We start from the raw sequence: 24,599 nt of genomic DNA on the forward strand, positions 1-24,599 counted from the left end.
AAAGTCCCTCTTTTTTAAAGAGGGATTTAGGGAGATTCTTAAAACAAAAAATACCGCTGTGCCATCGGCAACACTTCCGCAGGTTCACACGTCAGTAATTTCCCATCCGCCCGAACCTCATAAATTTCAGGATCAACTTCCATCACAGGGCAGTAAGTATTCAGCTTCATATCTTTCTTCTGAATATCCCGTGTGCCTTTACATGGGCTAATCAACTTTTTCAGCCCTAGCTTTTCATGCACACTCGCATCAATCGCCACTTGCGACAAAAACGTAATACAGGTGTTATGCACACCACGGGCATTGGCACCAAACATCGGACGATAATGCACTGGCTGCGGTGTTGGAATTGACGCATTAATATCGCCCATTGGCGCTGCCGCAATCATCCCGCCTTTAATAATCATCGATGGTTTTACACCAAAAAATGCGGGCTTCCACAATACTAAATCGGCCAGTTTACCGACTTCCACCGAGCCAATTTCATGACTTAAACCATGGGTAATCGCAGGGTTAATCGTATATTTGGCGATATAACGCTTCACACGATGATTGTCATGCGTGGCATTGTCACCCTCTAAAGGTCCACGCTGCACTTTCATTTTATGTGCGGTTTGCCATGTGCGTATCACCACTTCTCCAACACGCCCCATCGCTTGCGAATCCGATGACATCATGGCAATTGCGCCTAAGTCTTGCAAAATATCTTCCGCAGCAATGGTTTCACGGCGAATACGACTTTCCGCAAACGCCACATCTTCCGAAATTGCAGGATCTAAATGGTGACAGACCATCAACATATCCAGATGTTCATCAATGGTGTTGATGGTATAAGGACGGGTTGGATTGGTCGACGATGGCAACACATTTGGCTGACCAATGGCTCTTAAAATATCAGGCGCATGTCCACCACCGGCACCTTCGGTATGATAAGTGTGAATGGTACGGTTTTTAAATGCCGCCAACGTTTCTTCCAAGAAACCACTTTCATTTAAAGTGTCGGTATGAATTGCGACTTGCACGTCAAATTCATCTGCCACAGTCAAACAGTTATCAATCACTGCAGGTGTCGAGCCCCAATCTTCATGCAGTTTTAAACCCACTACACCTGCACGAATTTGCTCGGCAATCGGTTCAGGCTGACTGAGGTTACCTTTACCCAATAAACCAATATTCATGGGTAAATCGTCAATGGCTTGCAGCATGGTGGAAATATGCCAAGGACCCGGAGTCACCGTCGTTGCCGATGTGCCTGCTGCAGGACCTGTACCGCCACCAATCATGGTGGTGACGCCTGACATGAGTGCAGTTTCCACTTGTTGTGGGCAAATCCAATGAATATGGGTATCCACACCACCTGGTGTTAAAATTTGTCCTTCACCTGCAATCACTTCAGTAGCAGCACCAAGTGGAATGGTAATATCCGGCTGAATATCAGGGTTGCCGGCTTTACCAATTTTCCAGATACGTCCGTTCTTTAAACCGACATCAGCTTTAACAATGCCCCACCAATCTACAATTAAAGCATTGGTAATGACGGTATCGGCAACGTCATCAGCCAAAAGTTGTGACTGCCCCATTCCATCACGAATGACTTTACCACCACCAAATTTAACTTCTTCACCATAAGTGGTGAGGTCTTGTTCCACTTCAATAAACAGTTCGGTATCGGCCAAACGAACCCGATCGCCTACCGTTGGACCAAACATTTCCGCATAGGCACGGCGTGACATTTTCATTTTAATTTTTCCTTAATCCAATGGACCCATGACACGACCGGCAAAGCCATAGACTTCGCGTTTACCGGCTAAAGCCACCAGTTCAATATCCCGGCTTTGACCCGGCTCAAAACGTACCGCTGTGCCTGCGGCAATATTTAAACGAAAACCTCGTGCCGCTTCACGGTCAAACTGCAAGGCATCATTGGCCTCATAAAAATGAAAATGTGAACCGACCTGAATCGGACGGTCACCGGCATTTGCCACGGTCATTTTTAAGGTCTGACGCCCCACATTCATTTCAATATCTAAATCAGGGGTAATCACTTCTCCAGGTATCATGTTTGACTCCTAGACAATCGGTTGATGCACAGTGACGAGTTTTGAGCCATCTGGAAAAGTCGCTTCAACCTGAACTTCGGCAATCATTTCCGGTATACCTTCCATCACATCTTCACATTTTAATAACGTGGTACCGTAATGCATCAGCTCACTCACGCTCATACCATCACGCGCGCCTTCTAACAACGCGGCAGAAATATAAGCAATCGCCTCGGGATAGTTCAGTTTTAGCCCACGTGCTTTACGACGTTCGGCCACCAAGCCCGCAGTAAAAATCAGCATTTTGTCTTTTTCAGTGGGATTGAGTTCCATATCTCGTTCCTAAATTTGTTCTAAAGGATGTAATGCAAAATGTGTGCTAAAAAATGATATTCCCTCTCCTTTCAGGAGAGGGTTAGGGAGAGGTAATAAACCCAATGTATTTACCCTCCCTCTAGCTCCCTCCCATTGGGAGGGAGAACTTCATTTTATGTCCGCCAAATCCTCGGAAATTCTTCATCTAAATCAAACCAGTCACGGCGCAGCTTGGCACGTATTGCGGCAAAGGCATCATGACACTGGCGTACGTCATCCCCCAGATAACGTGCTGTCACCACATCATCCAGCAGGGTTAACGTCACCTTAATATCCATGCGCATAATCAGCTCACGGATTTGATCAATCTGCTGATCTAAATAGAATTTTGAGCGGAATTTTTCTGGCGGCACTGCCCAGAAGCTAGCCATGACTGCATGACCGTTCATTCCCAAACAGGAGCTGAGCCAGCGGTCATTGCCACTAAAACTCAAACGGTCAGTGACCAGTAATTTATTGTTCCGGTACAGCTGAAATCGATTTTGATAACTGCCCTCGATAAATGTTTCATGGCGCGCCTGACGGCCCAGTACCAACATATCCCAACCAATAAAACTGGCGACATCCTCCAAAATAACTCTGGTTTCAGAATTGGCATGTGCACCATTAAAGAGCATGGTTTCTTGTGGTAGCCATTCAAAAATAGAGGCATCTTTAACTGTAATATCAATATGTTGGAAAGCCTGTTTTTGATTGGTCTTGTACCATTTTCCTGCACCCGGCGTGGTCACCAAGGCATGTGCGGCCTGCTCTGCCGACATCTGAAAGGTTAAATGATCACCCCCGGCAATGCCTGCCGGTGGATGCACAATAATGGCGTGGCACACCCCGGTTTTTTCCGGCCACAGCATTTTTTGCACCCGAACAGGACCATGATGTTTACGATGTTCCAATACGGTGCGATTTTCTGCGCCTTTAAAGCCAAGTTCGAGCTGTGCAAACCAATATTGCACCGCAGGCTTCACTTCTGTTACCACCAGCTGATTCATTTTGCTCAATTCGTATCTTTTTGAAGTCTATGCCCTGGCATTAAGCAATAACTGCACCAGTTTCTATCGGCGCAGATTTCGCTTTGGCTGACTGCCATTTCTTGCTATGGTGCATCTGCATAGGGAATGAGGATGTGAACAATATGCAAATTCGTGATCAAATTGTTTTAGTGACTGGCGGCGCACGCGGTTTAGGCCTGGCGATTACCCGAACCTTATTGGCGGAAGGGGCGCGTGTAGTGGTAAATTATTTAAACAGTGCCGCTGCTGCCGAGCAACTGGTGCAACAGTATCCTGAGCAGGTCTTTGCCTATCAGGCCGATGTCACTGACAAAGCCCAGGTGCAGGCACTCTTTGCCGCAGCCAAGGCGCATTTTGGTCAGGCCATTCATAGTGTCATCAACAATGCCTTAATTAACTTTGAGTTTAATGGTGATGCCCGTCCCAAAGTCGAAGATCTGACGCCGGCCATCATGCAGCAACAGTTTGATGGTGCAGTTGTGGCTGCCCTCAATACCACCCAAGCAGCGCTTGAGGATATGAAAACTGCCGGATTTGGCCGTATTGTGAATATTGGTACCAACCTCGTGCAGAATCCGGTGGTGCCTTATCATGACTACACCACCGCCAAAGCCGCACTGTTGGCCTTTACCCGTACTGCAGCGCATGATCTGGGCCAATATGGTATTAACGTGAATATGTTGTCTGGCGGGCTGCTCCAAACCACCGATGCCAGCAAAGCCACGCCAGATGCGGTATTTGATTTAATTGCTGCCTCGACGCCACTACGCCGCGTTACCACCCCGGAAGAATTTGCTGCTGCCATTATGATGTTCCTGTCACCGTATTCGCGTGCAGTCACCGGGCAAAACCTGATTGTCGATGGCGGTCTGGTCAAAGGTTAACTGCAGTTTTGTGTGACTTTTATCACAATAAACTAATTTTTAAGCAGTTAAACCGGTTTGTCATGCTAGAGGTGGGCTGAATTCGCTAGACTATGGTCCATCCTCTCTTCACTATTTTGCTAACATGAAACCCCTGTTTGCTTTGGCCTGCTGTACCCTGCTGAGCGCCTGTATGTTCGGTAACTCCCAAGAATTAAAACGCGCTGAACAATTGCTGGCGCAATTTGAATGCCACAATATTGAAACAACGCTGATGACCCATAGTGCTATTAACAGCTATCACGAACATGCGCTGGTTGCCGCCCGGCAAAAAGCCAGCCGTTATGTCGAGCAATATCGGGAAGGTGAACAGCAATCCAGCCTGGCGGTGGATGAAATTGTGCAGCAGCAATATCAGCTTTATACCGCAGCCTGCCAATCGTTGGGCGGGATTTCCCCCAAAGCAGAACAGCCTTAAATCAAAATTAGATATTTAGAAGTTTGATCACACAAAACAGCGGATCAATCAGAGAGAAGCTTCAATCTCTCACATCTTGATGTACGGCCAATGTTGATATTGAAAGTGCATAAATGAAAAGACAGGGTCGATGCCCTGTCTTCTGTTTTTTTAACAATGAGTGACTATTCAGCCGGTTCTGCATAGTAACGAGTATCGACACTAAACTGTTCCGGGAATTTGGCGGCAATGCTGGCATAAAACGCCATGATTTCGGCCATGTCTTTTTCCATATCTCCCGATGGATAGACAATTTTACCCACCCCACATTTTTTCTGGGCGTAGTCCATATAGGCCAATGCAATCGGCACGCCAGCCGTTACTGCCACATGGTAAAAACCGGTTTTCCACTGTTCCTGTTTGGCACGTGTACCTTCTGGCGTAACCAGCATCACCAGCTTGGGATGCTGCTTGAACAAATCACTCATCAGCTGCACCATGCTCGGACGCTGCTCACCGGCTGCCTTCGGACGACGGTCAATGCCAATTCCGCCCATTGCACGGACAAAAGGCCCAAACGGAAACTTCATATAACTGTCTTTAATGGTCAGGCGAACATTCACGCCCAAGGCTTTAAGCGCCAAACGTGCATATAGTGCATCCCAGTTACTGGTATGCGGCGCGGCAATCATCACACACTGGTCCAAATCCAGCGGCCAGTGATTGTCAATTTCCCAGCCCATCAACCCCAAGCTCTGTTCTGCCAACTTCTCAAACACAAGCACAATCCACACAATAAAAATTGCGCGAAGTTTAACAACTCAACAGATTTAAAAAAGAGCAGATTGCCGAATATTTAATCAATTAATATATAAATGTATACAATTAGCCAAACCGTCAATCGCCATTCCTGCCAATCTTTCGGGTTTTTCTTAAATAAACCGGATGCCGGAAACTGAAAATAAATACTCACAGAAACCCAACAGGGCAATTTTTACAATCAGGCTATGCTGACCCTATCTGTCCTGTCAGGAGATTGATCGGTGAAAATAAAAATTCTGAGCCTTGCCCTCACGGCGCTGTTACTGGCCGCCTGTGATAACAATAAAACCCCTGAAACCGCCCGCGATGCAGAAACCACCTCGCCTGCCGCAGCCACTGACATGAGCGCCAATGATACAGCCGCCACCGCACTGGACTGGCCGGGAGAATATAAAGGGGTCTTGCCGTGTAGCGACTGCCAGGGCATTGAAACCGAGCTTGAGCTAAAAATGGATAAAACTTATGAGCTGAGTGAAGAATTCCTGGGTCGTGCCAATGGTCAGGAGTCCAAAATTACCGGTACGTTTGAATTTGACCCGAATGATCCTGCCGTTATTATTCTGGATCAGGCTGCCAATAACCGTAAATTCTTTGTCGGTGAAAACTTTATTGAAGCGCGCGATGTCAACAATGGCGACAATATTGATGCCAGCCAGAATTATCGTCTGCAAAAAGACCTGCAATAAAGCACAAGATCTAGCATCGCTAAAAGTCACCATTTTGGTGGCTTTTCTTGTTTCAAAACGGTTTTTGCCCGCGATAAAATTTGCTACAAAACAGCGGCTCAATTTAGCCCTCTGCTCTAGGCGAATATGCCCGAAAAGTTTATGTTTAATACCTTATCCAAAGATTGATCTGTTGCCATGTTATCTCGTCCTCTTCTTGCAATTAGCACCTTGTCCTTGTGTTTAAGTGGTTGCGGTGGGCAAGCTGAAAAAAGCAGTACCATGAGCAATGCCCAGGCCCAAACTGAAACCCAACCGCAAGACAGCCTAATGCCTGCTGCTGAAACAGCAGCACCACAGCCGGAGCCGCTGGCCGGTCACTACAAAACCATCCTTGACTGTGATGATTGCCAGCAGCGTATTCTTGAGTTAAAGATTCATCCGGATCAGAGCTACAGCCTGCAAGATACCCGTATCTATGCTCGCCGTCAGCGTAGCCAGAATACACAAGGTCAGGTCAGCTATACCAATGAACAGACTGCCCAATTAATCAGTACTGATCAACAGATTCAACAATTGCAGCCCACAGCAAACGGGCTGGAACTTGTAGATGCCTCATCCAAACAGCCAGCACTAAAACTGGAACGTGTTGCGACCATTGAAGTCAGCAATGCGCTGAAACATGCCGACATTCAGGCCGAACATATTGATAGCTTAAGCTTTCGCGATATTACCGATACCGTCAAAGCGCATGACTACTATATGCGTATTCATAACCAGTCAGATCAGCCGCTAAAACTGAAAGTCAGCGATATTATTCTGGTCGATCAAAACTATCAGGAATATAACGCGCTGGTTGATGAAAGCTTTTTAGAACCTATTCCGGCCCAGCAAACCCGCTACAATAAAATCAGCTTTAATTATCCGGACAATGCGGTGGCGGACTATATTAAGGTGAAATAGCTTTTCTTTTTTCTTTCATTTTCTATTCTGCCGTTTCTTTTTATCTTGCTGTACTGATCTTCTTTTTTCTTTCTTATTTATTCTTTTTATTCAAGCATAAAAAAACCCTGCAGATGCAGGGTTTTTTCTAAACCGTCTAACGATTAGCCGTTGAACTGGTTCATTGTGTTTTTCGCATCGTCACCCGCTTTAAGCGCGTTGTCACCAGCGAAGATTTCTTTGTGGTCATCACCGATATCAGAACCCGCCATTGCTTGGTGTTTCACACAAGCGATACCGCCACGGATTTCTTTACGTTGTACGCCAGCAACATAAGCCAACATACCTTCAGAACCGAAGTAACCTTGAGCAAGCTCGTGAGTAGACAGAGCAGCTGTGTGGTAAGTCGGAAGTGTGATTAAGTGATGGAATACACCCGCTTCACGAGAAGCATCTGCTTGGAATGTACGTACTTTTTCGTCAGCCTCAGCAGCTAATTCAGTGTTGTCGTACTCAGCACTCATTAACTTAGCACGGTCGTATGCAGATACATCTTTACCTTCAGCAACCCAACGGTCGTACGCTTGTTGACGGAAGTTTAAAGTCCAGTTGAACGATGGAGAGTTGTTATAAACAAGCTTCGCATTTGGCACAACTTCACGTACACGGTTCACCATGTGAGCGATTTCTTCAACGTTAGGCGTTGCAGTTTCGATCCAAAGCAGGTCAGCACCGTTTTGTAAGCTGGTTACACAGTCAAGTACAACGCGGTCAATTTGAGTGCCTTCACGGAACTGGTACAGGCCAGATGCTAAACGCTTAGGACGGTGTAATTTACCATCACGCTTGATCAGGATTTCGTCTTCTTTCGCTTCAGAGATGTCAATTTCTTGAGTGTCTAAGTAGCTGATGTATTGAGAAGCGATGTCGCCTGGCTCTTTAACCACTGGGATTTTTTGAGTCAAGTCAGCGCCTTCAGAGTCAGTACGTGCAACGATGATACCGTCGTCAAGACCCATTTCCAGGAACGCATAGCGAAGCGCGTGGATTTTCGCGATGAAGTCTTCGTGTGGAACAGTTACTTTACCTGCTTGGTGACCACATTGTTTCGCATCAGAAACCTGGTTTTCGATTTGCAGTGCACAAGCACCCGCTTCGATCATTTTCTTCGCAAGTAAGTAAGTTGCTTCTTCGTTACCGAAACCAGCGTCGATGTCGGCAATAATTGGCACAACGTGAGTTTCAAAGTTGTCGATTTGAGCAGTGATTTCAGCTGCTTTAGCAGTATCACCTGCGTCTTGTGCTTTTTTCAGTGCACGGAACAAATCGTTTAATTCTTTTGCGTCAGCTTGACGTAAGAAAGTGTAGATTTCTTCGATCAATGCAGGAACAGAAGTTTTTTCGTGCATAGATTGGTCAGGAAGTGGACCGAATTCTGAACGAAGTGCAGCAACCATCCAGCCAGACAGGTAGATATAACGCTTAGAGGTTGTACCGAAGTATTTTTTGTTCGCAATCATTTTTTGTTGCGCAACGAAACCGTGCCAGCAACCTAATGATTGAGTATACTTGCTGCTGTCTGCATCGTATTCAGCCATATCACGACGCATAATCGCAGCTGTATATTTAGCAATGTCTAAACCAGTTTTGAAACGGTTTTGCATCTGCATACGCGCAGCATCTTCAGGACTGATGTCTGCCCAAGTGTTACCGAATTTCGCTTTCAATTCGCGGATTGCATCAATCGCTGTTTGGTATGTAGTCATGATATTTTCCTGTATTAATTTTAGGATTTTCTCCAACGAAATGACTAAAATCATACCTCTGGATGTGTTCAGATTTAGAGCACTTCGTCGTGTTGGGTACAGATTAGAGTGAGTTAGAAAATTAATCCAATATCCTCAAAGAATCTTCACTATTTATTTAAAAAATATGTAGATCAAAGTCGTATCCGAAAATTTATATTACAAAACAAATATTTGATTTTTATTAAATAAATTTTATTTTACAATTCAAATAACCGATTAAAAAACACACCATTTGCTTTTTTTATATTCATTATACTTAAGTCGGGTACGGCTTTTTCCGTACAAAATCAAGGCAATATCCGGCTTATTTTTAGCCTGGTAGACCCAACCTGACAGTGAATAGAAGAAGACCATGCTTGTGTTGAGTCGCTCAACTCAAGCATTTCTGCAGGTGGATGCGATGAGGTTTGAATCAACCCGACACGCGCTGATATAAGCCGCTTAAACCCCGCGCGAATTGGGCCGAAAAACCCGGTAAATATGCAGGAATTGATCCGATCAGGGAACAGGCTTTTTCGGTAATTGTTCTACCCAAGCCTTCAGGCTTATGGCATAATCCAAATAATTTCTTGGGTTTATTTTCGGTATTTTTTTTATGAATCTGGAGCGGGTCGATCTCAACCTACTAATTTACCTGGACGTATTACTTCGCGAAAAAAATGTCACTCGAGCAGCTGAACAATTGGGCGTTACCCAACCCGCCATGAGTAACATTTTACGTCGTCTACGTAACTTATTTAATGATCCCCTGCTCATCCGTTCATCTGAAGGGATGACCCCGACCGAACGCGCACTTGAATTACAACCGCGTATTCGTGATGCCCTGTCCGATTTATCCATGATTCTGGAACCCCGTACCGAGTTCCGCCCGTATACCTCTAATCGCGTATTCCGGATTATGACTTCAGACTATGCCGAAGCCACTCTGGTGCCGCGTCTGGTCAAAGCCTTGCGTTCTGAAGCGCCAAATGTGGTGCTCGACTTTCTGACCCCAAGTGATGTCTCCTATCGTGACATGGAACAAGGCAAGGTAGACCTAGCCATCAACCGCTTTAATGAAATTCCGCAAAGTTTCCACCAGGTACTGGTCTGGCGTGACAGTTTTTCCTGTCTACTCAATCAGAAACACCCGGCGGCCAGTAACCTGAACCTCAAAAGCTATTTAGATGCACAGCATATCTGGGTCTCTAAAACCGGTATGGGCGTTGGCTTTGGCGTTAATCCGGAAAAACAGGCCGGATTAGGCTGGATTGATCAGGCACTGGAGCGGATTGGTCAAAAACGTAAGATTTCGGTATTTACCCGTCATTATCAGATGCCGGCACTCTTGGCATCCAATGTGGATCTGGTAGCTACCTTACCGACCCGAATTGCCCGTTTACAGGCCAAAAGCCAGAATCTGCTGATTAAAGACCCGCCGTTTTATATTCCGGAATTTGAATTGAAGATGGCCTGGTGTCCGTTACTGCATCATCATCCGGCGCATCGCTGGTTACGCCAGCTGATTCTGTATGTGGCCCGTCAAATGATTGAAGAAGAAAACCGTGAGTTTTTAATGAATAACTCACAATTTTCTCAATTTTGACAAAAAACGCTCATAAATCTCTCTTTTTAAAGCTTATACTAAGATGAACATGAGTAGTGCCCGGTGCACTACTCGATGTTTTTGACGTTAAAAATATTCAGAATAAAAATCCGCAGGTGGATTCGTGAGCCTCTTCCAGAACATTGTTATTATTTTCATACTGATTGCAGGAGCAGGTTTTTTATCACTGACCGAGATCGCCCTGGCCGGTGCGCGTAAGGTCAAATTAAAAATTCTGGCTGAAGCCGGAGATGAACGTGCGCAAAAAGTGCTGGATTTACAGGAAAACTCGGCAGACTTTTTTGCCGCCTCGCAAATTGGCTTGAATGCGATTGCCATTTTAGGCGGTATTTTAGGTGAAGGTGCTTTTCGCCCGTATTTCTACGATTTTGTCACCCGCTTCTATACCGGACCGTGGGCCGAAACCCTCAGCTTCGCGCTGTCTTTTACCTTAGTCACCTCTTTATTTATTCTGTTCGCCGACCTGATGCCGAAACGCCTGGCCATGATTGCACCAGAGAAAATTTCTATTTCCGTGATCAATCCGGTGCAGGTATTTATTACCGTCTGCAAACCGCTGGCCTGGTTTATTAATGCCATCGCCAATATGCTGTTCCGGCTGTTTAAGGTCAATACCATCCGCGATGACAATATTACCTTTGATGATATTTCCGCGGTGATGGATGCCGGCGCCCAAGCGGGTGTGTTGCAAAAACAGGAACATCACTTTATTGAAAACGTGTTTGAACTGGAAGAACGTAATGTCCCATCCAGCATGACCACGCGTGAAAATGTGGTGTACTTTACCCTAAATGAAGCCGAAGACAGCATTCGCCAGAAACTGGCCGAATTTCCCTATTCCAAATTTCTGGTCTGTAATGAAAATATTGATCAGGTGATTGGCTATGTCGATGCCAAAGACATTCTGGTACGGATTCTAAATAACCAGAAAATTAACCAGCTGAATGAATCAACCATTCGTAATGTACTCACCATTCCCGATACCCTGACTCTGTCTGAAGTGCTGGACCGCTTCCGCTCAACCAAAGAAAAATTTGCGGTGGTGATTAATGAATATGCACTGGTGGTCGGCGTCATTACCCTGTCCGATATTATGATTACCGTAATGGGCGACTGGGTAACCCCTATTGAAGAAGAACAGCAGATTATTAAACGTGATAATAATTCATGGCTGATTGATGGCAGTACTCCAATTGAAGACATGAAACATGCGCTTGAAATTGAAGAGATGCCCGATGAAGAAAACTATGAAACTCTGGCCGGTTTTATGATGTATCAACTGCGCAAGATTCCGCGTCCAGCCGATACCGTGTTATATGGCGGTTATAAATTTGAAGTGGTCGATGTCGATCATTTTAAAATTGACCAGCTGTTGGTGACACGTTTACTGGAAAATAACCAACCGCCGGAACAGGAATAATCTATCTTTCTCTAATCAAGAGCGATAAAAAAACCTTCTAGACTCTAGAAGGTTTTTTTCATGCAGCAATTCACTTAAAACTGACGCAGCAATTCATCCAGCACCGCCTGATAGTGAATGGCAATGTCATCTTCCAGAATTTTATAGGCGCTGTCGAACTGCACCATTGGCCAGCCTTCTTTCCAGAACGGGAAAATATTGTGCAGGTCATGGGTCACAATCGCATCTTCACGGACAATAGCTTGTGCAATTTGTGCCAGTACCTGGGCGGTTTCTGCGCCATCAATGGCCAGATAATCAATCTGACGGGCTTTTAAAATACGAATCCGGTCTTTTTTATAGCGGATTTTTTTGGCTTGGGCTTCATTTAGGCTCAATGCCAGCGTCACCGCTTCAACAAATTTTTCTTCAAAAGATTGATGCAATGCCACCAAGGCCTGTTTATGCGCTTCCTGACGTCCCACTTTTCCACCTTTGCGGATAATCTCTTTGGCTTCGCTATTGAGCACATCATTCTTCATACTCTGAAGGATGTCTATAATTTCAATATCGCTTAAAGATTCAGGAGACTGGTCAATCATGAAATAGCCTTGGGCAAAAAGTAAAAGACTATTTTCGCATAATTTCGCTTAAAGCTCGACAGATTCCGTAGCAATTATGACAGGAATAAGGGGGCCAGTTTTAATGGTCATCAAAACTCAAATGCATACCCACAATACGAATTAATGCAGATAATGGCTAAGGCTCTGCTCCAGCTCAGTTTGTAAATACAGCGGCGCTACAATTTTGACATAGGGAATCCAGTAGCGCACCAGCGGATAAAGCTGAATATGATGGCGAATCTGGCAGGAAATCAGCAGGCTGCCACACGGCTTTTCTTCCAGGATCTGCTGCTTTGGAAACAGCCGGCGCTGTTTAAAATACACTGCAGCATCTGCCGCAACCGATAAATGCACTTCCTGCTGTTCATGACCGAACCAGATGCCTTCTTCATCTTCCAGCTGTTGCAGAATAGCCGGATCATGCTCAAACGGATCCAGTTCATAGCTGAGTTCAATCTGCTCAATCAGGCTCAGGCGATACACTTTTAAGGTATCCGAATGCACCGCAGCCAGATACCAGTTACCATGATGATGAATCAGGCGATAAGGCTGCACCCGACGGGACTTGTTTTTATAGACAAAGCCAATGTACTGACGCTGCTGAATGGCTTGGGTCAGGGTTTTAAAATGTTCGGCATATTGGCTACTGTCTTCATAATCATAACCTTTGGCGGAAAACACCAGATTGGCACGATGATCCATCAGCTCACGTAGGAACGAAATATCCAGCGAGGGATAAAGATCGCTAATGCCCGACAACTGGGCAAAGTTCTGGATATCCTGAAGTTTAAACCGTCCCAAATAGGAAGCATCAAGATAGTATTTTTTGCTGCGTTTGTCCTGCAATAAAGGTAGATAGGCATTCAGCCGATCAAAGTCACGTTCAATGGTGCGGGTGCTGACTTTAAATTCCTGGGCCAGTTCCGGAATACTCAGCTGATGCCCTACATTGAGTTTGGTTAAAATACTGACCAGCCGTTCAGCCAGTCGTTCATGTGTTGAAGTAACACACTTCATGATACCCTCATGGTGCTGTTTTAAGGCACTGTTTTTTCTATCAATTAAACAACCGTAAATTAAAATTTATTAAATAAAAATCATATAAATAATTAGACCAAAACTTTAAATACATTTACGTTAAAAGTAAATCAAAATACGTATCACAAGGCTGCATTCAGCTTAGACTTAAGGCTTATTCTGATCTAGGCGATCAACATAACGCTCTAAATGCAGCATGGCACTATACACCCGGTGGATATCTGCCAGACCTATTTTTTGACGGATAATGGCCCGATGAATGCGCCTTAAAGCACGTATATTCTGGGTGGTGGTATATGCTGTAGATGAAATTCTCATGATTTTGCCCTCTGTCTCTTCATTGAAATATCCAGTTTATTTTTATGATGTCTGTTTTGGATGTGGGCTAATGTACAACACAGTTTCGACAGGTTGTGTCAAATACATCACATATATTTTAATTTTTAGTAAAACTTGTACAGTTTAAGTAATAAACATCAATGTACTAACTTGAGATGAGCATAAAAAAGACCGGCTATAGCCGGTCTTTTTTAGATGCCGAATTAAATAATTTCTACCACAACCTTGCCAATATGATCACCGGTATCCATGGCCGCATGCGCTTCCTGGATCTGATCAAATTTAAAGGTTTTAAAAATCATCGGCAGACATTCACCTTTGCTCAATAATGGCCACACTGTGTCTTGCAAGCCTTGGGCAATTTCAGCTTTTTCTGCAGTATTACGCGCACGCATGGTCGAACCGGTAATGGTCAGGCGCTTCATCATAATCGGGCCAAGTTTCACATCTTTGGCTTTGGCACCGCCCAAGAACGCGATATAAACCAGACGACCATCACGGCGTAACAAGTTCAGGTTACGTTCCAGATAAGGTGCACCAACGATATCTAAAATAACATCGACGCCGCCATTGTCAGTCTGCTCATTAATCACCTGCTCAAAATCTTGTGTCTTGTAGTTAATGGCGGTGGTCAGGTGTGAAATAGCTGCAACTTTTTCATCTGAACCCACAGTGGCAAAGGTTTTCATGCCCAGCGCATTACATAACATCAGCGCTGTGGTACCAATACCGCTGCTGCCTCCATGTACCAGTACTGTTTCGCCAGCCTTGGCTTGTCCCATCTGGAACACATTGGCCCATACGGTAAAGAAGGTTTCTGGAATAGCCGCAGCTTGTACAAAACCCAAGCCTTCAGGAATGGTCAGGGTCTGGCTTTCCGGAACCACGCAGTATTCTGCATAGCCACCGCCATTGGTCAGGCCACAAACTTTATCGCCGACTTTAAATTTGCTGACCTCTTCGCCTACCGCTACCACTTCACCTGCCACTTCCAGCCCCGGCACAGGCGTCACCCCTTTCGGCATTGGATAAAGGCCTTGGCGCTGCAAGATATCCGGGCGGTTTAAACCAAAGGCATGAACCTTAACCAGCACATCATTGGCTGCCGGTGTCGGAATAGCCACACTTTCATAGGCCAGTTTTTCCGGGCCGCCTGGTTCTGTAATAATGACCTGCTGCATCGTCGCTTGTGACATGGATTTTCCTTAATTGTTCAGTGCAAGTTTTCTGTGCTCTATTTGAACATAGATAAATGACGGAATGAAGCCAAGCCGGACTTATGTATAATGAGATGTATATTTCGCAGATTGATAACTCAGGTGAGCCATGACCCAAGTCATCGACTATAACGAAAATAATTACAGTGAATTTGAATGGTTTGATGGCTTTGCCGTGATCCGCTTTTATGCAGACTGGTGTGCACCCTGCGTACAGAATTTTCCGGTGTTTGCCGAACTGGCCGGCTATTATGCCCACCATCAGCCAGAGATTAAATTTGGCAAGATCAATGTCGATCAATCTCCTATTCTCACCCTGCGTTATCATGTCTATGGATTACCTTCGACCCTGATTTTCAAGCAGGGACAGATCATCCACAGAATTGCAGGGGTCAAAAGTCTGACAGAGATGAAATCTATTCTAGCGCAGCTTTTGGATGATTCTTCTCAGCCTGTAGATTTAAGAGAATAAATGCTATTTTCTATTTCACTGAAGTTTAGATTGCCCACCTTAAAATTTAGTGGGTTAAAACCACGTCTGATCGCCCTTGAGCATACGCTCACCCCTCTCCTCCGGATAGTAAAGTGGTGAATAGTCATCCGCCCGATGATCAGCACTATGCTTAGCGCAGCGACTGCTATTTTTTGCACTATGATAAGCAGATTGAAAATTCTCCTGATCACTCTCGATGGATTTTTCAATTATTCGTCATTTAATCGTAACCACACTTTGATTGCTCTGCCTGAACTCTACTGGCACAGCCAAACATAAGCGCAATATAAATAAAATCTTGTGTATCTTCCCGCTCTACACCAGATTGTATAGAGTAAGAATATTCGCGTAGATCATTAAGTTTAAAATAGACACAGCAGTACCACCAAGAATCTAAAAGCCATAAAAAAACCCACCTTGCGGTAGGTTTTCTTTAACCAGCCCAGTCTTATAGACGAACCAGCTCCACAATTTTCTCAGCCAGTTCTTCAACGGCTTCGGTGCCATAGCTTACGTCAGTGCCTTCAGCAACATCGGTGACCACCACAACACCAGTTTCACGAAGTAATGCCACTTGAGCAGCATTCAGACCCGCTTTTGCAATTGCAACTACACCTTGCTGAATCAGCAGGCTTTCCAGCGCTTGTGCATTTTCCAGTGCTTGTGCAGTGACAGTCACCGCAGCAGGTTTTTGACCTAAACGGGCAGCACGGTCTTCCGCAGTCACAGGTTCATCATGTGCGGTCCATTCTACCGCCGCTTCCACCATACCCGCACCAACGGTCACGTTGCTTAAACGGTCAATGAAAATAAACGAGCCGGTATAACGGCTGTCCTGATAACGGTCAAATACCACTGGCGCATCAAACTCGATCTGAACATCAGCAATCGCGTTCAGTTCCAGCTGCTCTACCTGAGTTTTTTCCAGCGTATTCACGTTTACACGATAGTTAATTTCAGCAATTTTGGCTGGAACAGTTTGCGTACCGAGCTTAATGTTGTACAGCTTGCCTTTGACCAGTGGCTGATCATTCATCCACACCACAGTTGCGCGTGCAGAACGTGAAATTTCCGGTTGATCGCCCGCTTTGACCAGCAGGTTACCGCGTGAAATATCAATTTCGTCATTCAGGGTAAGGGTAACCGCCTGACCGACAAATGCACGTTCTAAATTGCCATCAAAAGTTACAATGTCTTTGACGGTAGAACGTTTGCCTGATGGTAAAGCGACAATTTCATCACCCACACGGATGTCGCCCGAAGCAATGGTGCCGGCAAAACCACGGAAGTCGAGGTTTGGACGGTTGACATATTGCACCGGGAAGCGGAATTCGTTTTTACCTGAAGTCCGGCTAATTTCCACGTTTTCCAGCGTTTCCATCAAAGTTTCGCCGCTGTACCACGGAGTATTGGCCGACTTGTTCACCACGTTATCGCCATTCAGGGCAGAAATTGGCGTGAAAATGATATTGGCCGGTTTACGGTCACCAAGCTGGTTCACGAACTCGTTATATTGCGCCTGAATTTCATTAAAGCGCGCTTCAGAGAATTCCACCAGGTCCATTTTGTTGATGGCAACAATAATGTTCTTAATACCCAGCAGGCTGGCAATAAAGGTATGACGACGGGTTTGGGTCTGCACGCCATAACGTGCATCAATTAAAATAATCGCCAGATCCGCAGTTGATGCACCAGTGGCCATGTTACGGGTATATTGCTCATGTCCCGGGGTATCGGCAATGATGAACTTACGCTTTTCAGTCGAGAAATAGCGATACGCCACATCAATGGTAATACCCTGCTCACGTTCTGCCTGCAGGCCATCGACTAGTAAAGCCAGGTCAGGTGCATCCCCTGTCGTCCCGACTTTTTTCGAGTCACGGGTTACCGCTTGCAACTGATCTTCATAAATCAGTTTTGAATCATAAAGCAGACGACCAATTAAGGTCGATTTACCATCATCGACGTTACCGCAGGTCAGGAAACGCAATAAGTCTTTATTTTCGTGCTGTTTTAAATAGGCCAAAATATCTTGGCTAATGAGTTCTGATTGATGAGACATTGCTCAAACTCCACAAATTCTTTAGAAACCGGTTTAATCTCCCTGTATCCCCCTTTTACCCAGAGGGAATTTCCTCTCTTGTCTAAAGAGAGGTCGGGAGAAATTAGAAGTAGCCCTCTTGCTTCTTCTTCTCCATCGAGCCGGCTTCATCATGGTCAATCATACGACCCTGACGTTCCGAGCTGGTGGCCAGCAACATTTCCTGAATAATTTCAGGCAAGGTATCTGCGCCTGACTCAACTGCACCGGTCAGTGGGTAACAGCCAAGTGTACGGAAACGTACCGATTTCATTTGTGGTACTTCGCCTTCATGTAAACGCATACGCTCATCATCAACCATAATCAGCGTGCCACTACGTTCTACCACTGGACGTTCAGCAGCAAAGTACAACGGAACAATTGGAATCTGCTCGAGATAAATGTATTGCCAGATGTCCAGCTCGGTCCAGTTCGACAATGGGAACACACGAATGCTTTCGCCCTTGTTGACCTTACCGTTATAAAGGTTCCACAGTTCTGGACGCTGGTTTTTCGGGTCCCAACGGTGTTTGGAATCACGGAAAGAATAGACACGTTCTTTGGCACGTGATTTTTCTTCGTCACGGCGCGCACCACCAAATGCAGCATCAAAACCGTATTTGTCCAGCGCCTGTTTCAGCCCCTGGGTTTTCATGATGTCGGTGTATTTTGAGCTACCATGATCAAATGGATTGATTCCGGCGTCACGGCCTTCCTGGTTCTGATGCACAATCAGATCAAAACCATGTTTCTTGGCCATGTTGTCGCGGAATTCAATCATATCTTTGAATTTCCAGCCTGTATCGACATGTAACAGAGGGAATGGAAGTTTTGCAGGATAGAAGGCTTTCAAGGCAAGATGCAGCATCACCGCAGAATCTTTACCAATCGAGTACAGCATAACCGGATTTTCAAACTCGGCAGCAACTTCACGGATGATATGAATACTCTCAGCTTCAAGCTGTTTCAGATGAGTAAGTCTTTCCTCATTTAATGACATGGACAACACCAGCTTAAATCAACGTGTACTTATTACACTTTATAAAATTTATATTCATTATAGAGATTTAGTTATCTGTACTATTGCTTGTTTTATTATATTAATATGCAAAAACGTCATATACAGGATTACTGATATTGCTATCAAAGTTTACTCATACCCTGCACAGCATCGCTTATTTTTAGCCTAATCACTATTTTCCAGTCGCCGTTTTTTATGCTCACTTCTATCTATTGAGTTATTGTTAAAAGCTCTAATAGATCGCTTCATTTTCCAAGTGAAACACCTAAAATAAAACAAATTTTAATTTTTTCTGATTGCTCCCATGCCTTATAGTCATTACGATTTAGCCACCTTAAAAGCCCAGCTGGAACAGGCGCAGCTTGCCGGCTTTCTGTATCAGCATCAGCAGCACATGCTGGTGTTGCAGGAAGCGTTTGATGAAGATGGTTCTGCACTAAATACCTTTGTCCAGCACGAGTTCAGTGCCGATCAGATCGGGCTGCAATTTGGTCTACGACTTTCGGACCATAATATCGAGTTTTTGATTGGTCTGACCCACAGTAATCAGGATCGCGGTTATGAAATTGGTGCCGGCAATTTAAAAGGTGACCAGAAAGCCTTTAACCTGATGTATGCCTTTTATAATTATCCAAAGGCCTTTTATCTGGTCAGCATGCCACTGGCCTCCACCTCAAGCCAGCTGGAACAGGCCATTGAACAGCAACTGTTCCAGCGCCCGGAACTGGCCTTCCTCGACACCGCAGTCAAAACCAATCCAATGGGTGAACAGGTGCAGTGGATGAAATCGTTTATTGTGCAGCAAAGCCTGAACATGAAAGTGCGTATTCAGACCAGTTTAATCTAAGCGATTCTTCTGATCTGTGCTTTACGTATAGCTTGATGATACTCAAACAAAAAAATAACCCGCGAGATTCGCGGGTTATTTGATGTAGCAGATTTTAGTTCTTGTGACGCATATGCGGGAACAAAATCACATCACGGATACTTGGTGCATTGGCGAACAACATCACCAGACGGTCAATCCCGATCCCTTCACCTGCTGTAGGTGGCAAGCCATATTCCAGTGCTTCAACGAAGTCTGCATCGTAGTGCATCGCTTCATCATCACCAGCATCTTTCTCAGCTACCTGTGCCTGGAAACGCTCTGCCTGATCAATTGGATCATTTAACTCTGAGAAGCCGTTTGCCAGCTCACGACCACCAATGAAGAATTCAAAACGGTCAGTGATGTGCGGGTTTTCATCATTACGGCGTGCCAGCGGCGAGGTTTCTGCCGGGTATTCAGTAATGAAGGTTGGCTGACGCAGTTGAGTTTCAACTGTTTCTTCAAACACGATGGTTTGCAGCTTGCCTAAACCAAATCCTGGTTTTACCTGCTCTTTCAATTCGTTTTGTACGAAGTTGGCCAGAAATTCACGGTCATTCACGTTTTCAGGGGTGAATTGCGGGTTGTGCTCAAGAATCGCATCAAACATCGAGATTTTCTTGAACGGACCTTTGAAGCTATACACTTCATCGCCATACGGCACATCGGTCGAACCCAAGATGTCGATGGCCAGTTTCTCCAGCATCTGCTCGGTCAGTTCCATCAAATCTTTGTAGTCTGCATAAGCCTGATAGAATTCAATCATGGTGAATTCCGGGTTATGACGGGTCGATACACCTTCGTTACGGAAGTTACGGTTAATTTCGAACACGCGTTCAAAACCGCCCACCACCAGACGTTTTAAATAAAGTTCTGGCGCAATACGCAGGAATAATGGCATATCCAGTGCATTATGATGGGTTTCAAATGGACGCGCCGATGCACCACCTGGAATCACGTGCATCATTGGGGTTTCAACTTCCATGAAACGTTTTTCAGTTAAAAACGCACGGATGCCCGATACCACTTTGGCACGAATTTCAAAAGTCTTACGGGTTTCTTCGTTTACAATCAGGTCCAGATAACGCTTACGATACTTCACTTCAGTATCGGTCAGGCCATGGAACTTGTCTGGTAATGGACGCAGCGATTTGGTCAGCAATTCAAAGTGCTCGATATGCACATATAAATCGCCTTTGCCTGAACGGCCGATATAACCTTTAACAGCAATAATATCGCCCAGGTCCAAACCTTTAATGGTTTCCAAGGTTTCAGGGCTAAGTTCTTTACGGGCCACATACAGCTGGATACGACCGGTCATGTCCTGAATTACGATAAACGAACCACGGTTGAGCATGACACGGCCAGCCACCGACACATACACCTTGTCGCCGCCTTCAATTTCTTCTTTAGATTTGTCGGCAAACTGTTCTTGTAAATCTTGCGCGTAATGTTCACGCTTGAAGGTGTTCGGCCATGGGCTGCTGTTGCTTTCCTGAGCCTTTTCTTGGATTTGCTTTAACTTGGCATGACGCTGTGCAATTAAATCGTTTTCGGAAATAGTGGGTTCAGAAGTCGACTGAGCGTTTGGTTGCGTCATCTCTGCCTCGAAAATTACTAAAAAATGAAGTGCAATAGCATAGCAGATTTATTTGGCTTTTCGTATGCTCTGCTGAATCCTAAGCCATTTTTTTCATTTTCTAAACCTCTGCTAAACAGCACCTCGCCTTTTGCTGAACTGTTAGACCAATAGCTAACTTCTTTCTTGCGCCACCACTCTTACAATAAGCAGGAGAAATTAATTGAAAAGGGAACTTTTCAACTATTCAATAGATGCTTGAGTGTGAATGAAAACAATGAATAGATGCACCTCGAAAATCCTATTTCTGCATGGGCTGGATTCCTCACGTGAATCGAGTAAGTTTCATGCCATCTGCGCAGATAAAAAATACTGTATTACCGTGGATTATCGCAATCTGAACTACCAGACGGTGGCCAGTTTCTATAACGATATTATTGTTAAAATCCAGCCTGAAATTATTGTCGGACATAGCCTCGGCGGCTATTGGGCCTTAAAGATGTCGGCGCTGCATGGTATTCCCTGCGTGATTGCCAATCCGAGTTTACAGCCCGACTTTCGACCGGACTATCCGCAGATTTCCGAACAGGAACTGGACCATGATATTCCGCAGCTGGCCTATCTGGAACTCGGCGATGAACAGCTGGACATGCACTGGGTACAAACCCAGCTGGAAAATTACATGCCAATTCATGCTTTTAAAGGCGGTCATCATCGACTGGTATGTCCGGAAAATATCAATCCTTTAATCTGGCAACTGGAACAGCAATCACTGCACAAATAAAAAAGCCTTGCACTCGGCAAGGCTTTCTATGTTTCACAGGGTAGTGCTCAGACTTAAGCAACTGCTTCCATCGGCTTAGAGCGTTCATCCAGTACCGACCAGATGTTCAGACCCAAATCTGCGTGTAAATCTGGTAAATCCAGGAAAATGCTCGCACCCAGAATTTCATGCTGACATTTTTCCGCCAGTTGTTTCACTGCTTTTAAGGTACCGCCAGTCGCTAATACATCATCCACAATAATAACTTTCTGACCGGTGACATCCGCCGCCATTTCCAGACGGTCCAGACCGTATTCCAGGCTATAACCCACACCCACTACCGGTGGTGGTAATTTACCGGCTTTACGCACCAGCAATAAGCCCTTGCCAGTACGCTGTGCCAACAGGCTGGCCAGCACAAAACCACGTGCTTCTACCGCAATAAAGCTATCTACTTCAGCCAGCTTTTCTGCAGGAATACTTTCAATTAAAGCATCTGTCAACGGACCAATATTTTTCATGAATAAAGGGGTCAAGTCATAAAAACAAATACCGGCTTTAGGAAAGTTTTGGACAGTACGAATGTGAGACCACAACGTTGTAGACAGCTTGCTCATAAGGAGATCGGAGAGAGATTAAAAAGAATAGGTGAATTTTACAGCGTCTTGACCGCGAAGACCAGCCAAAATCCGCCCTTCAGGTTTAAATAAAACCTGATTAAAATTAGTAAATCATTGTTTTTATTATTGGTATTTTTATACTAAATAACCAATATAGATTATTCTAATTATAGAATAGCCTATTTAAGCAAAAATAGCTGTCCGACTTTAGTCGAAATTTAGATGATCTCTCATATATTTTGAAAAGATTTGCGCTGGTTTTTAGTGTGCATATTGTCCGACACTATGCAATGTTTGAGATTTTAAAGATAAATTTTGTCCTTCTTAGCCATTCAGCTTTAGAAATGAAGCATTAGACTCCGATATTTACTTTACTTTAACCTCATAACTGCGTAAAAATTTAAGCGAATATGAAGTGTTAAAATCATATCAACTGAGTCATGCTGGTTAGGGAATTTTTTGCCGGTCAGGTTTATTGAAGATCGGCTTTTGGAGAGTCAAATGAAAAAGTATCAATGCATCGTTTGTGGATGGATTTATGACGAGGCAGAAGGCTGGCCGCAAGATGGCATCGTCGCGGGCACCAAATGGGAAGATATTCCAGATGACTGGACCTGCCCGGACTGTGGCGTATCTAAAGTCGATTTTGAAATGGTCGAAATCTAAGTACGCCTCGAAGACCATAACTGCATGGTCTTTTTTTATGTCTTGAAACTTATGCTCAACCTTTTATGGAGAAAATAATGCATCCGATTGTCATCATTGGTTCTGGTATGGCTGGCTATACAGTCGCCCGTGAATTTCGCAAACTGAACCCTGAACAGGAACTGGTCATGATTTGCGCAGATGATGCAATCAACTATGCAAAACCTACCCTCTCCAATGCCCTGGCCGGCAAAAAAGCACCCGAACAGATTGCGCTGGGGGATGCCGCAAAAATGGGGGCACAGCTGAATATGCGTATTGAAGTGCATACCTGGGTCAAAGCCATTGATGCCGAGCAGCATCTGCTGACTTTAGAGAAAGATGGCGTCGAAAGCCAGCAAGCCTATGCCAAACTGGTACTGGCAGTCGGTGCCAACCCGATTCGTCTGGCCATTTCAGGTGATGGCAGTGATGATATTCACGTGGTCAATAATTTAAATGACTATAAAGCCTTCCGCGAACAGCTGGCAGCGCGTCAGGACAAACGTGTGGTGATTTTAGGCGCGGGCCTGATTGGCTGTGAATTTGCCAATGACCTGCAAAATACCGAGCATCAAGTCACGGTGATTGATCTGGCACCTCAACCGCTGGGCCGTTTATTGCCTGAATTTATTGCCACTGCATTTAAACAGAACCTGGAAGAAACTGGGATTCATTTTGTCTTGGGCACCACGGTCGATAAAGTATCAAAACTGGATAAGGGTGATTATCTGGTGACACTGGCCGATGGCCGTAGCCTGAGCGCTGATGTGGTACTGTCCGCCGTCGGTTTACAGCCGAATATTACTTTAGCCAAAGAAGCTGGCATTCATACCAGTCGCGGCGTGCTCACCAATGGCTTACTGGAAACCAACCTGGCTGATATTTATGCAGTGGGCGACTGCGCTGAAGTCAACGGGACTTTATTGCCGTATGTCATGCCAATCATGCAGCAGGCACGTGCCCTGGCCAAAACCTTAAATGGTGAAACCACACAAGTGCACTACCCGGCTATGCCGGTTGCAGTGAAAACCCCGGCGGCACCATTAACGGTGTTACCGGCCCCGGTAGATGTGGAAGTGACATGGCAAAATGAAGAACTGGACGATGGCATGATTGCCAAAGCCTTTGACAGCACTGCCACCTTACGCGGCTTTGTGCTGCTCGGGCCAACAGCCGGCAAACAGCGCCTGGCTTTAAGTAAACTTGTTCCTGACTTGATTCCAGCGGCAGTTTAGCGCTTTAATCCATCAGGGGTGCGCGCTCACCTTGAAGAAAGGAATATAAG

The 24,599-nt window shown here is 45.2% G+C and carries 25 protein-coding genes; 11 read left to right on the plus strand and 14 right to left on the minus strand.

Annotated features, from left to right (window positions below; genetic code table 11):
• Window positions 1-38: 38 nt before the first annotated feature.
• The 4 genes from ureC to FTT64_RS12250 form a co-directional block, all read right to left on the minus strand.
• A complete protein-coding gene (ureC, locus tag FTT64_RS12235; RefSeq protein ID WP_180182448.1) occupies window positions 39-1,739 on the minus strand; it encodes an urease subunit alpha in 1,701 nt (566 codons plus the stop codon).
• Between the two features lie 12 nt (window positions 1,740-1,751).
• Window positions 1,752-2,060, minus strand: coding sequence for an urease subunit beta (locus FTT64_RS12240; RefSeq protein ID WP_127800928.1), 309 nt, complete (start codon window positions 2,058-2,060; stop codon window positions 1,752-1,754).
• Window positions 2,061-2,069: 9 nt separating this feature from the next.
• Window positions 2,070-2,372 (minus strand): urease subunit gamma, encoded by a 303-nt coding sequence (gene ureA / locus FTT64_RS12245; RefSeq protein WP_180182447.1) that lies wholly within the window; start codon window positions 2,370-2,372, stop codon window positions 2,070-2,072.
• Window positions 2,373-2,527: 155 nt separating this feature from the next.
• Window positions 2,528-3,403 carry an urease accessory protein UreD gene (locus FTT64_RS12250; protein ID WP_180182446.1) on the minus strand — a complete coding sequence of 292 codons (876 nt, stop codon included), beginning with the start codon at window positions 3,401-3,403 and terminating at the stop codon, window positions 2,528-2,530.
• 143 nt (window positions 3,404-3,546) lie between these two features.
• Between FTT64_RS12250 and FTT64_RS12255 the strand changes: the two genes are divergently transcribed.
• Together FTT64_RS12255 and FTT64_RS12260 are read left to right on the plus strand one after the other, a co-directional pair.
• Entirely contained in the window at window positions 3,547-4,308 is a 762-nt protein-coding gene (locus tag FTT64_RS12255) for a 3-oxoacyl-ACP reductase (protein WP_168370105.1), read from the plus strand.
• Between the two features lie 124 nt (window positions 4,309-4,432).
• A complete protein-coding gene (locus tag FTT64_RS12260; RefSeq protein WP_168407943.1) occupies window positions 4,433-4,765 on the plus strand; it encodes a hypothetical protein in 333 nt (110 codons plus the stop codon).
• Between the two features lie 164 nt (window positions 4,766-4,929).
• On the opposite strand, the gene FTT64_RS12265 is transcribed toward FTT64_RS12260, so the two are convergent.
• The gene (locus tag FTT64_RS12265; protein ID WP_127800579.1) at window positions 4,930-5,523 is read right to left on the minus strand and encodes a 1-acyl-sn-glycerol-3-phosphate acyltransferase; all 594 of its coding nucleotides are present in this window, start codon (window positions 5,521-5,523) and stop codon (window positions 4,930-4,932) included.
• Window positions 5,524-5,787: 264 nt separating this feature from the next.
• Here FTT64_RS12265 and FTT64_RS12270 point away from each other — a divergent pair, with 264 nt between their 5' ends.
• Window positions 5,788-6,252: a copper resistance protein NlpE gene (locus FTT64_RS12270; RefSeq protein WP_005179322.1), complete on the plus strand. Its 465-nt coding sequence runs from the start codon at window positions 5,788-5,790 to the stop codon at window positions 6,250-6,252.
• A 177-nt stretch (window positions 6,253-6,429) separates the two neighbouring features.
• Window positions 6,430-7,194 (plus strand): copper resistance protein NlpE N-terminal domain-containing protein, encoded by a 765-nt coding sequence (locus FTT64_RS12275; RefSeq protein ID WP_005179324.1) that lies wholly within the window; start codon window positions 6,430-6,432, stop codon window positions 7,192-7,194.
• Between the two features lie 143 nt (window positions 7,195-7,337).
• Here FTT64_RS12275 and FTT64_RS12280 read toward each other — a convergent pair whose 3' ends face one another.
• Complete coding sequence (locus FTT64_RS12280; RefSeq protein ID WP_005179327.1) at window positions 7,338-8,939, minus strand: isocitrate lyase; 1,602 nt, start codon at window positions 8,937-8,939, stop codon at window positions 7,338-7,340.
• Between the two features lie 637 nt (window positions 8,940-9,576).
• On the opposite strand from FTT64_RS12280, the gene FTT64_RS12285 reads away from it, so the two are divergent.
• The gene (locus FTT64_RS12285) at window positions 9,577-10,566 is read left to right on the plus strand and encodes a LysR family transcriptional regulator (protein ID WP_075167072.1); all 990 of its coding nucleotides are present in this window, start codon (window positions 9,577-9,579) and stop codon (window positions 10,564-10,566) included.
• A gap of 124 nt (window positions 10,567-10,690) precedes the next feature.
• Complete coding sequence (locus FTT64_RS12290) at window positions 10,691-12,007, plus strand: hemolysin family protein (RefSeq protein WP_005179329.1); 1,317 nt, start codon at window positions 10,691-10,693, stop codon at window positions 12,005-12,007.
• A 74-nt stretch (window positions 12,008-12,081) separates the two neighbouring features.
• On the opposite strand, the gene FTT64_RS12295 is transcribed toward FTT64_RS12290, so the two are convergent.
• The 4 genes from FTT64_RS12295 to FTT64_RS12310 all read right to left on the minus strand — a co-directional run bounded on the left by FTT64_RS12295 (window position 12,082) and on the right by FTT64_RS12310 (window position 15,182).
• A complete protein-coding gene (locus FTT64_RS12295; RefSeq protein ID WP_016659280.1) occupies window positions 12,082-12,588 on the minus strand; it encodes a hypothetical protein in 507 nt (168 codons plus the stop codon).
• 141 nt (window positions 12,589-12,729) lie between these two features.
• A complete protein-coding gene (locus tag FTT64_RS12300) occupies window positions 12,730-13,626 on the minus strand; it encodes a YafY family protein (protein ID WP_180182445.1) in 897 nt (298 codons plus the stop codon).
• A gap of 168 nt (window positions 13,627-13,794) precedes the next feature.
• Window positions 13,795-13,965 carry a hypothetical protein gene (locus FTT64_RS12305; RefSeq protein ID WP_005179332.1) on the minus strand — a complete coding sequence of 57 codons (171 nt, stop codon included), beginning with the start codon at window positions 13,963-13,965 and terminating at the stop codon, window positions 13,795-13,797.
• 224 nt (window positions 13,966-14,189) lie between these two features.
• Entirely contained in the window at window positions 14,190-15,182 is a 993-nt protein-coding gene (locus FTT64_RS12310) for an NAD(P)H-quinone oxidoreductase (RefSeq protein WP_180182444.1), read from the minus strand.
• A 130-nt stretch (window positions 15,183-15,312) separates the two neighbouring features.
• Between FTT64_RS12310 and FTT64_RS12315 the strand changes: the two genes are divergently transcribed.
• Complete coding sequence (locus tag FTT64_RS12315) at window positions 15,313-15,675, plus strand: co-chaperone YbbN (RefSeq protein WP_104487331.1); 363 nt, start codon at window positions 15,313-15,315, stop codon at window positions 15,673-15,675.
• A gap of 469 nt (window positions 15,676-16,144) precedes the next feature.
• Here FTT64_RS12315 and cysN read toward each other — a convergent pair whose 3' ends face one another.
• Both cysN and cysD read right to left on the minus strand, forming a co-directional pair.
• Window positions 16,145-17,758, minus strand: coding sequence for a sulfate adenylyltransferase subunit CysN (gene cysN, locus FTT64_RS12320; RefSeq protein ID WP_127800567.1), 1,614 nt, complete (start codon window positions 17,756-17,758; stop codon window positions 16,145-16,147).
• Window positions 17,759-17,861: 103 nt separating this feature from the next.
• Window positions 17,862-18,776 (minus strand): sulfate adenylyltransferase subunit CysD, encoded by a 915-nt coding sequence (cysD, locus tag FTT64_RS12325; RefSeq protein WP_005179347.1) that lies wholly within the window; start codon window positions 18,774-18,776, stop codon window positions 17,862-17,864.
• A 325-nt stretch (window positions 18,777-19,101) separates the two neighbouring features.
• On the opposite strand from cysD, the gene FTT64_RS12330 reads away from it, so the two are divergent.
• Window positions 19,102-19,644, plus strand: coding sequence for a hypothetical protein (locus FTT64_RS12330; RefSeq protein WP_016659284.1), 543 nt, complete (start codon window positions 19,102-19,104; stop codon window positions 19,642-19,644).
• Between the two features lie 94 nt (window positions 19,645-19,738).
• Here the strand turns inward: FTT64_RS12330 and lysS are convergent, their stop codons facing one another.
• Window positions 19,739-21,265, minus strand: a complete 1,527-nt coding sequence (gene lysS, locus FTT64_RS12335; RefSeq protein ID WP_005179355.1) for a lysine--tRNA ligase — start codon at window positions 21,263-21,265, stop codon at window positions 19,739-19,741.
• 256 nt (window positions 21,266-21,521) lie between these two features.
• On the opposite strand from lysS, the gene FTT64_RS12340 reads away from it, so the two are divergent.
• Complete coding sequence (locus FTT64_RS12340; RefSeq protein WP_034598188.1) at window positions 21,522-22,028, plus strand: YqiA/YcfP family alpha/beta fold hydrolase; 507 nt, start codon at window positions 21,522-21,524, stop codon at window positions 22,026-22,028.
• A 53-nt stretch (window positions 22,029-22,081) separates the two neighbouring features.
• Here FTT64_RS12340 and FTT64_RS12345 read toward each other — a convergent pair whose 3' ends face one another.
• Window positions 22,082-22,624, minus strand: coding sequence for an adenine phosphoribosyltransferase (locus FTT64_RS12345; protein ID WP_168396777.1), 543 nt, complete (start codon window positions 22,622-22,624; stop codon window positions 22,082-22,084).
• A gap of 504 nt (window positions 22,625-23,128) precedes the next feature.
• Between FTT64_RS12345 and rubA the strand changes: the two genes are divergently transcribed.
• Window positions 23,129-23,293: a rubredoxin RubA gene (rubA, locus tag FTT64_RS12350; protein ID WP_005179369.1), complete on the plus strand. Its 165-nt coding sequence runs from the start codon at window positions 23,129-23,131 to the stop codon at window positions 23,291-23,293.
• 77 nt (window positions 23,294-23,370) lie between these two features.
• A complete protein-coding gene (locus FTT64_RS12355) occupies window positions 23,371-24,549 on the plus strand; it encodes an NAD(P)/FAD-dependent oxidoreductase (RefSeq protein WP_005179371.1) in 1,179 nt (392 codons plus the stop codon).
• The last annotated feature ends 50 nt before the right edge of the window (window positions 24,550-24,599 follow it).

This window comes from Acinetobacter sp. Q186-3 (assembly GCF_013420655.1).
Taxonomy (GTDB): Bacteria; Pseudomonadota; Gammaproteobacteria; order Pseudomonadales; family Moraxellaceae; genus Acinetobacter; species Acinetobacter indicus.

What these genes read in the sequence shown, in the direction of transcription:
- FTT64_RS12310 (WP_180182444.1), bottom strand. Translation starts at nt 15,182, where the DNA reads ATGTCACAAGCGACGATGCAGCAGGTCATTATTACAGAACCAGGCGGC.
- FTT64_RS12305 (WP_005179332.1), bottom strand. Translation starts at nt 13,965, where the DNA reads ATGAGAATTTCATCTACAGCATATACCACCACCCAGAATATACGTGCT.
- lysS (WP_005179355.1), bottom strand. Translation starts at nt 21,265, where the DNA reads ATGACGCAACCAAACGCTCAGTCGACTTCTGAACCCACTATTTCCGAA.
- FTT64_RS12315 (WP_104487331.1), top strand. Translation starts at nt 15,313, where the DNA reads ATGACCCAAGTCATCGACTATAACGAAAATAATTACAGTGAATTTGAA.
- FTT64_RS12345 (WP_168396777.1), bottom strand. Translation starts at nt 22,624, where the DNA reads ATGAGCAAGCTGTCTACAACGTTGTGGTCTCACATTCGTACTGTCCAA.
- FTT64_RS12275 (WP_005179324.1), top strand. Translation starts at nt 6,430, where the DNA reads ATGTTATCTCGTCCTCTTCTTGCAATTAGCACCTTGTCCTTGTGTTTA.
- FTT64_RS12330 (WP_016659284.1), top strand. Translation starts at nt 19,102, where the DNA reads ATGCCTTATAGTCATTACGATTTAGCCACCTTAAAAGCCCAGCTGGAA.
- FTT64_RS12240 (WP_127800928.1), bottom strand. Translation starts at nt 2,060, where the DNA reads ATGATACCTGGAGAAGTGATTACCCCTGATTTAGATATTGAAATGAAT.
- FTT64_RS12250 (WP_180182446.1), bottom strand. Translation starts at nt 3,403, where the DNA reads ATGAATCAGCTGGTGGTAACAGAAGTGAAGCCTGCGGTGCAATATTGG.
- FTT64_RS12340 (WP_034598188.1), top strand. Translation starts at nt 21,522, where the DNA reads ATGAATAGATGCACCTCGAAAATCCTATTTCTGCATGGGCTGGATTCC.
- FTT64_RS12355 (WP_005179371.1), top strand. Translation starts at nt 23,371, where the DNA reads ATGCATCCGATTGTCATCATTGGTTCTGGTATGGCTGGCTATACAGTC.
- cysD (WP_005179347.1), bottom strand. Translation starts at nt 18,776, where the DNA reads ATGTCATTAAATGAGGAAAGACTTACTCATCTGAAACAGCTTGAAGCT.
- FTT64_RS12295 (WP_016659280.1), bottom strand. Translation starts at nt 12,588, where the DNA reads ATGATTGACCAGTCTCCTGAATCTTTAAGCGATATTGAAATTATAGAC.
- FTT64_RS12255 (WP_168370105.1), top strand. Translation starts at nt 3,547, where the DNA reads ATGCAAATTCGTGATCAAATTGTTTTAGTGACTGGCGGCGCACGCGGT.
- cysN (WP_127800567.1), bottom strand. Translation starts at nt 17,758, where the DNA reads ATGTCTCATCAATCAGAACTCATTAGCCAAGATATTTTGGCCTATTTA.
- ureA (WP_180182447.1), bottom strand. Translation starts at nt 2,372, where the DNA reads ATGGAACTCAATCCCACTGAAAAAGACAAAATGCTGATTTTTACTGCG.
- FTT64_RS12300 (WP_180182445.1), bottom strand. Translation starts at nt 13,626, where the DNA reads ATGAAGTGTGTTACTTCAACACATGAACGACTGGCTGAACGGCTGGTC.
- FTT64_RS12280 (WP_005179327.1), bottom strand. Translation starts at nt 8,939, where the DNA reads ATGACTACATACCAAACAGCGATTGATGCAATCCGCGAATTGAAAGCG.
- rubA (WP_005179369.1), top strand. Translation starts at nt 23,129, where the DNA reads ATGAAAAAGTATCAATGCATCGTTTGTGGATGGATTTATGACGAGGCA.
- FTT64_RS12260 (WP_168407943.1), top strand. Translation starts at nt 4,433, where the DNA reads ATGAAACCCCTGTTTGCTTTGGCCTGCTGTACCCTGCTGAGCGCCTGT.
- FTT64_RS12285 (WP_075167072.1), top strand. Translation starts at nt 9,577, where the DNA reads ATGAATCTGGAGCGGGTCGATCTCAACCTACTAATTTACCTGGACGTA.
- ureC (WP_180182448.1), bottom strand. Translation starts at nt 1,739, where the DNA reads ATGAAAATGTCACGCCGTGCCTATGCGGAAATGTTTGGTCCAACGGTA.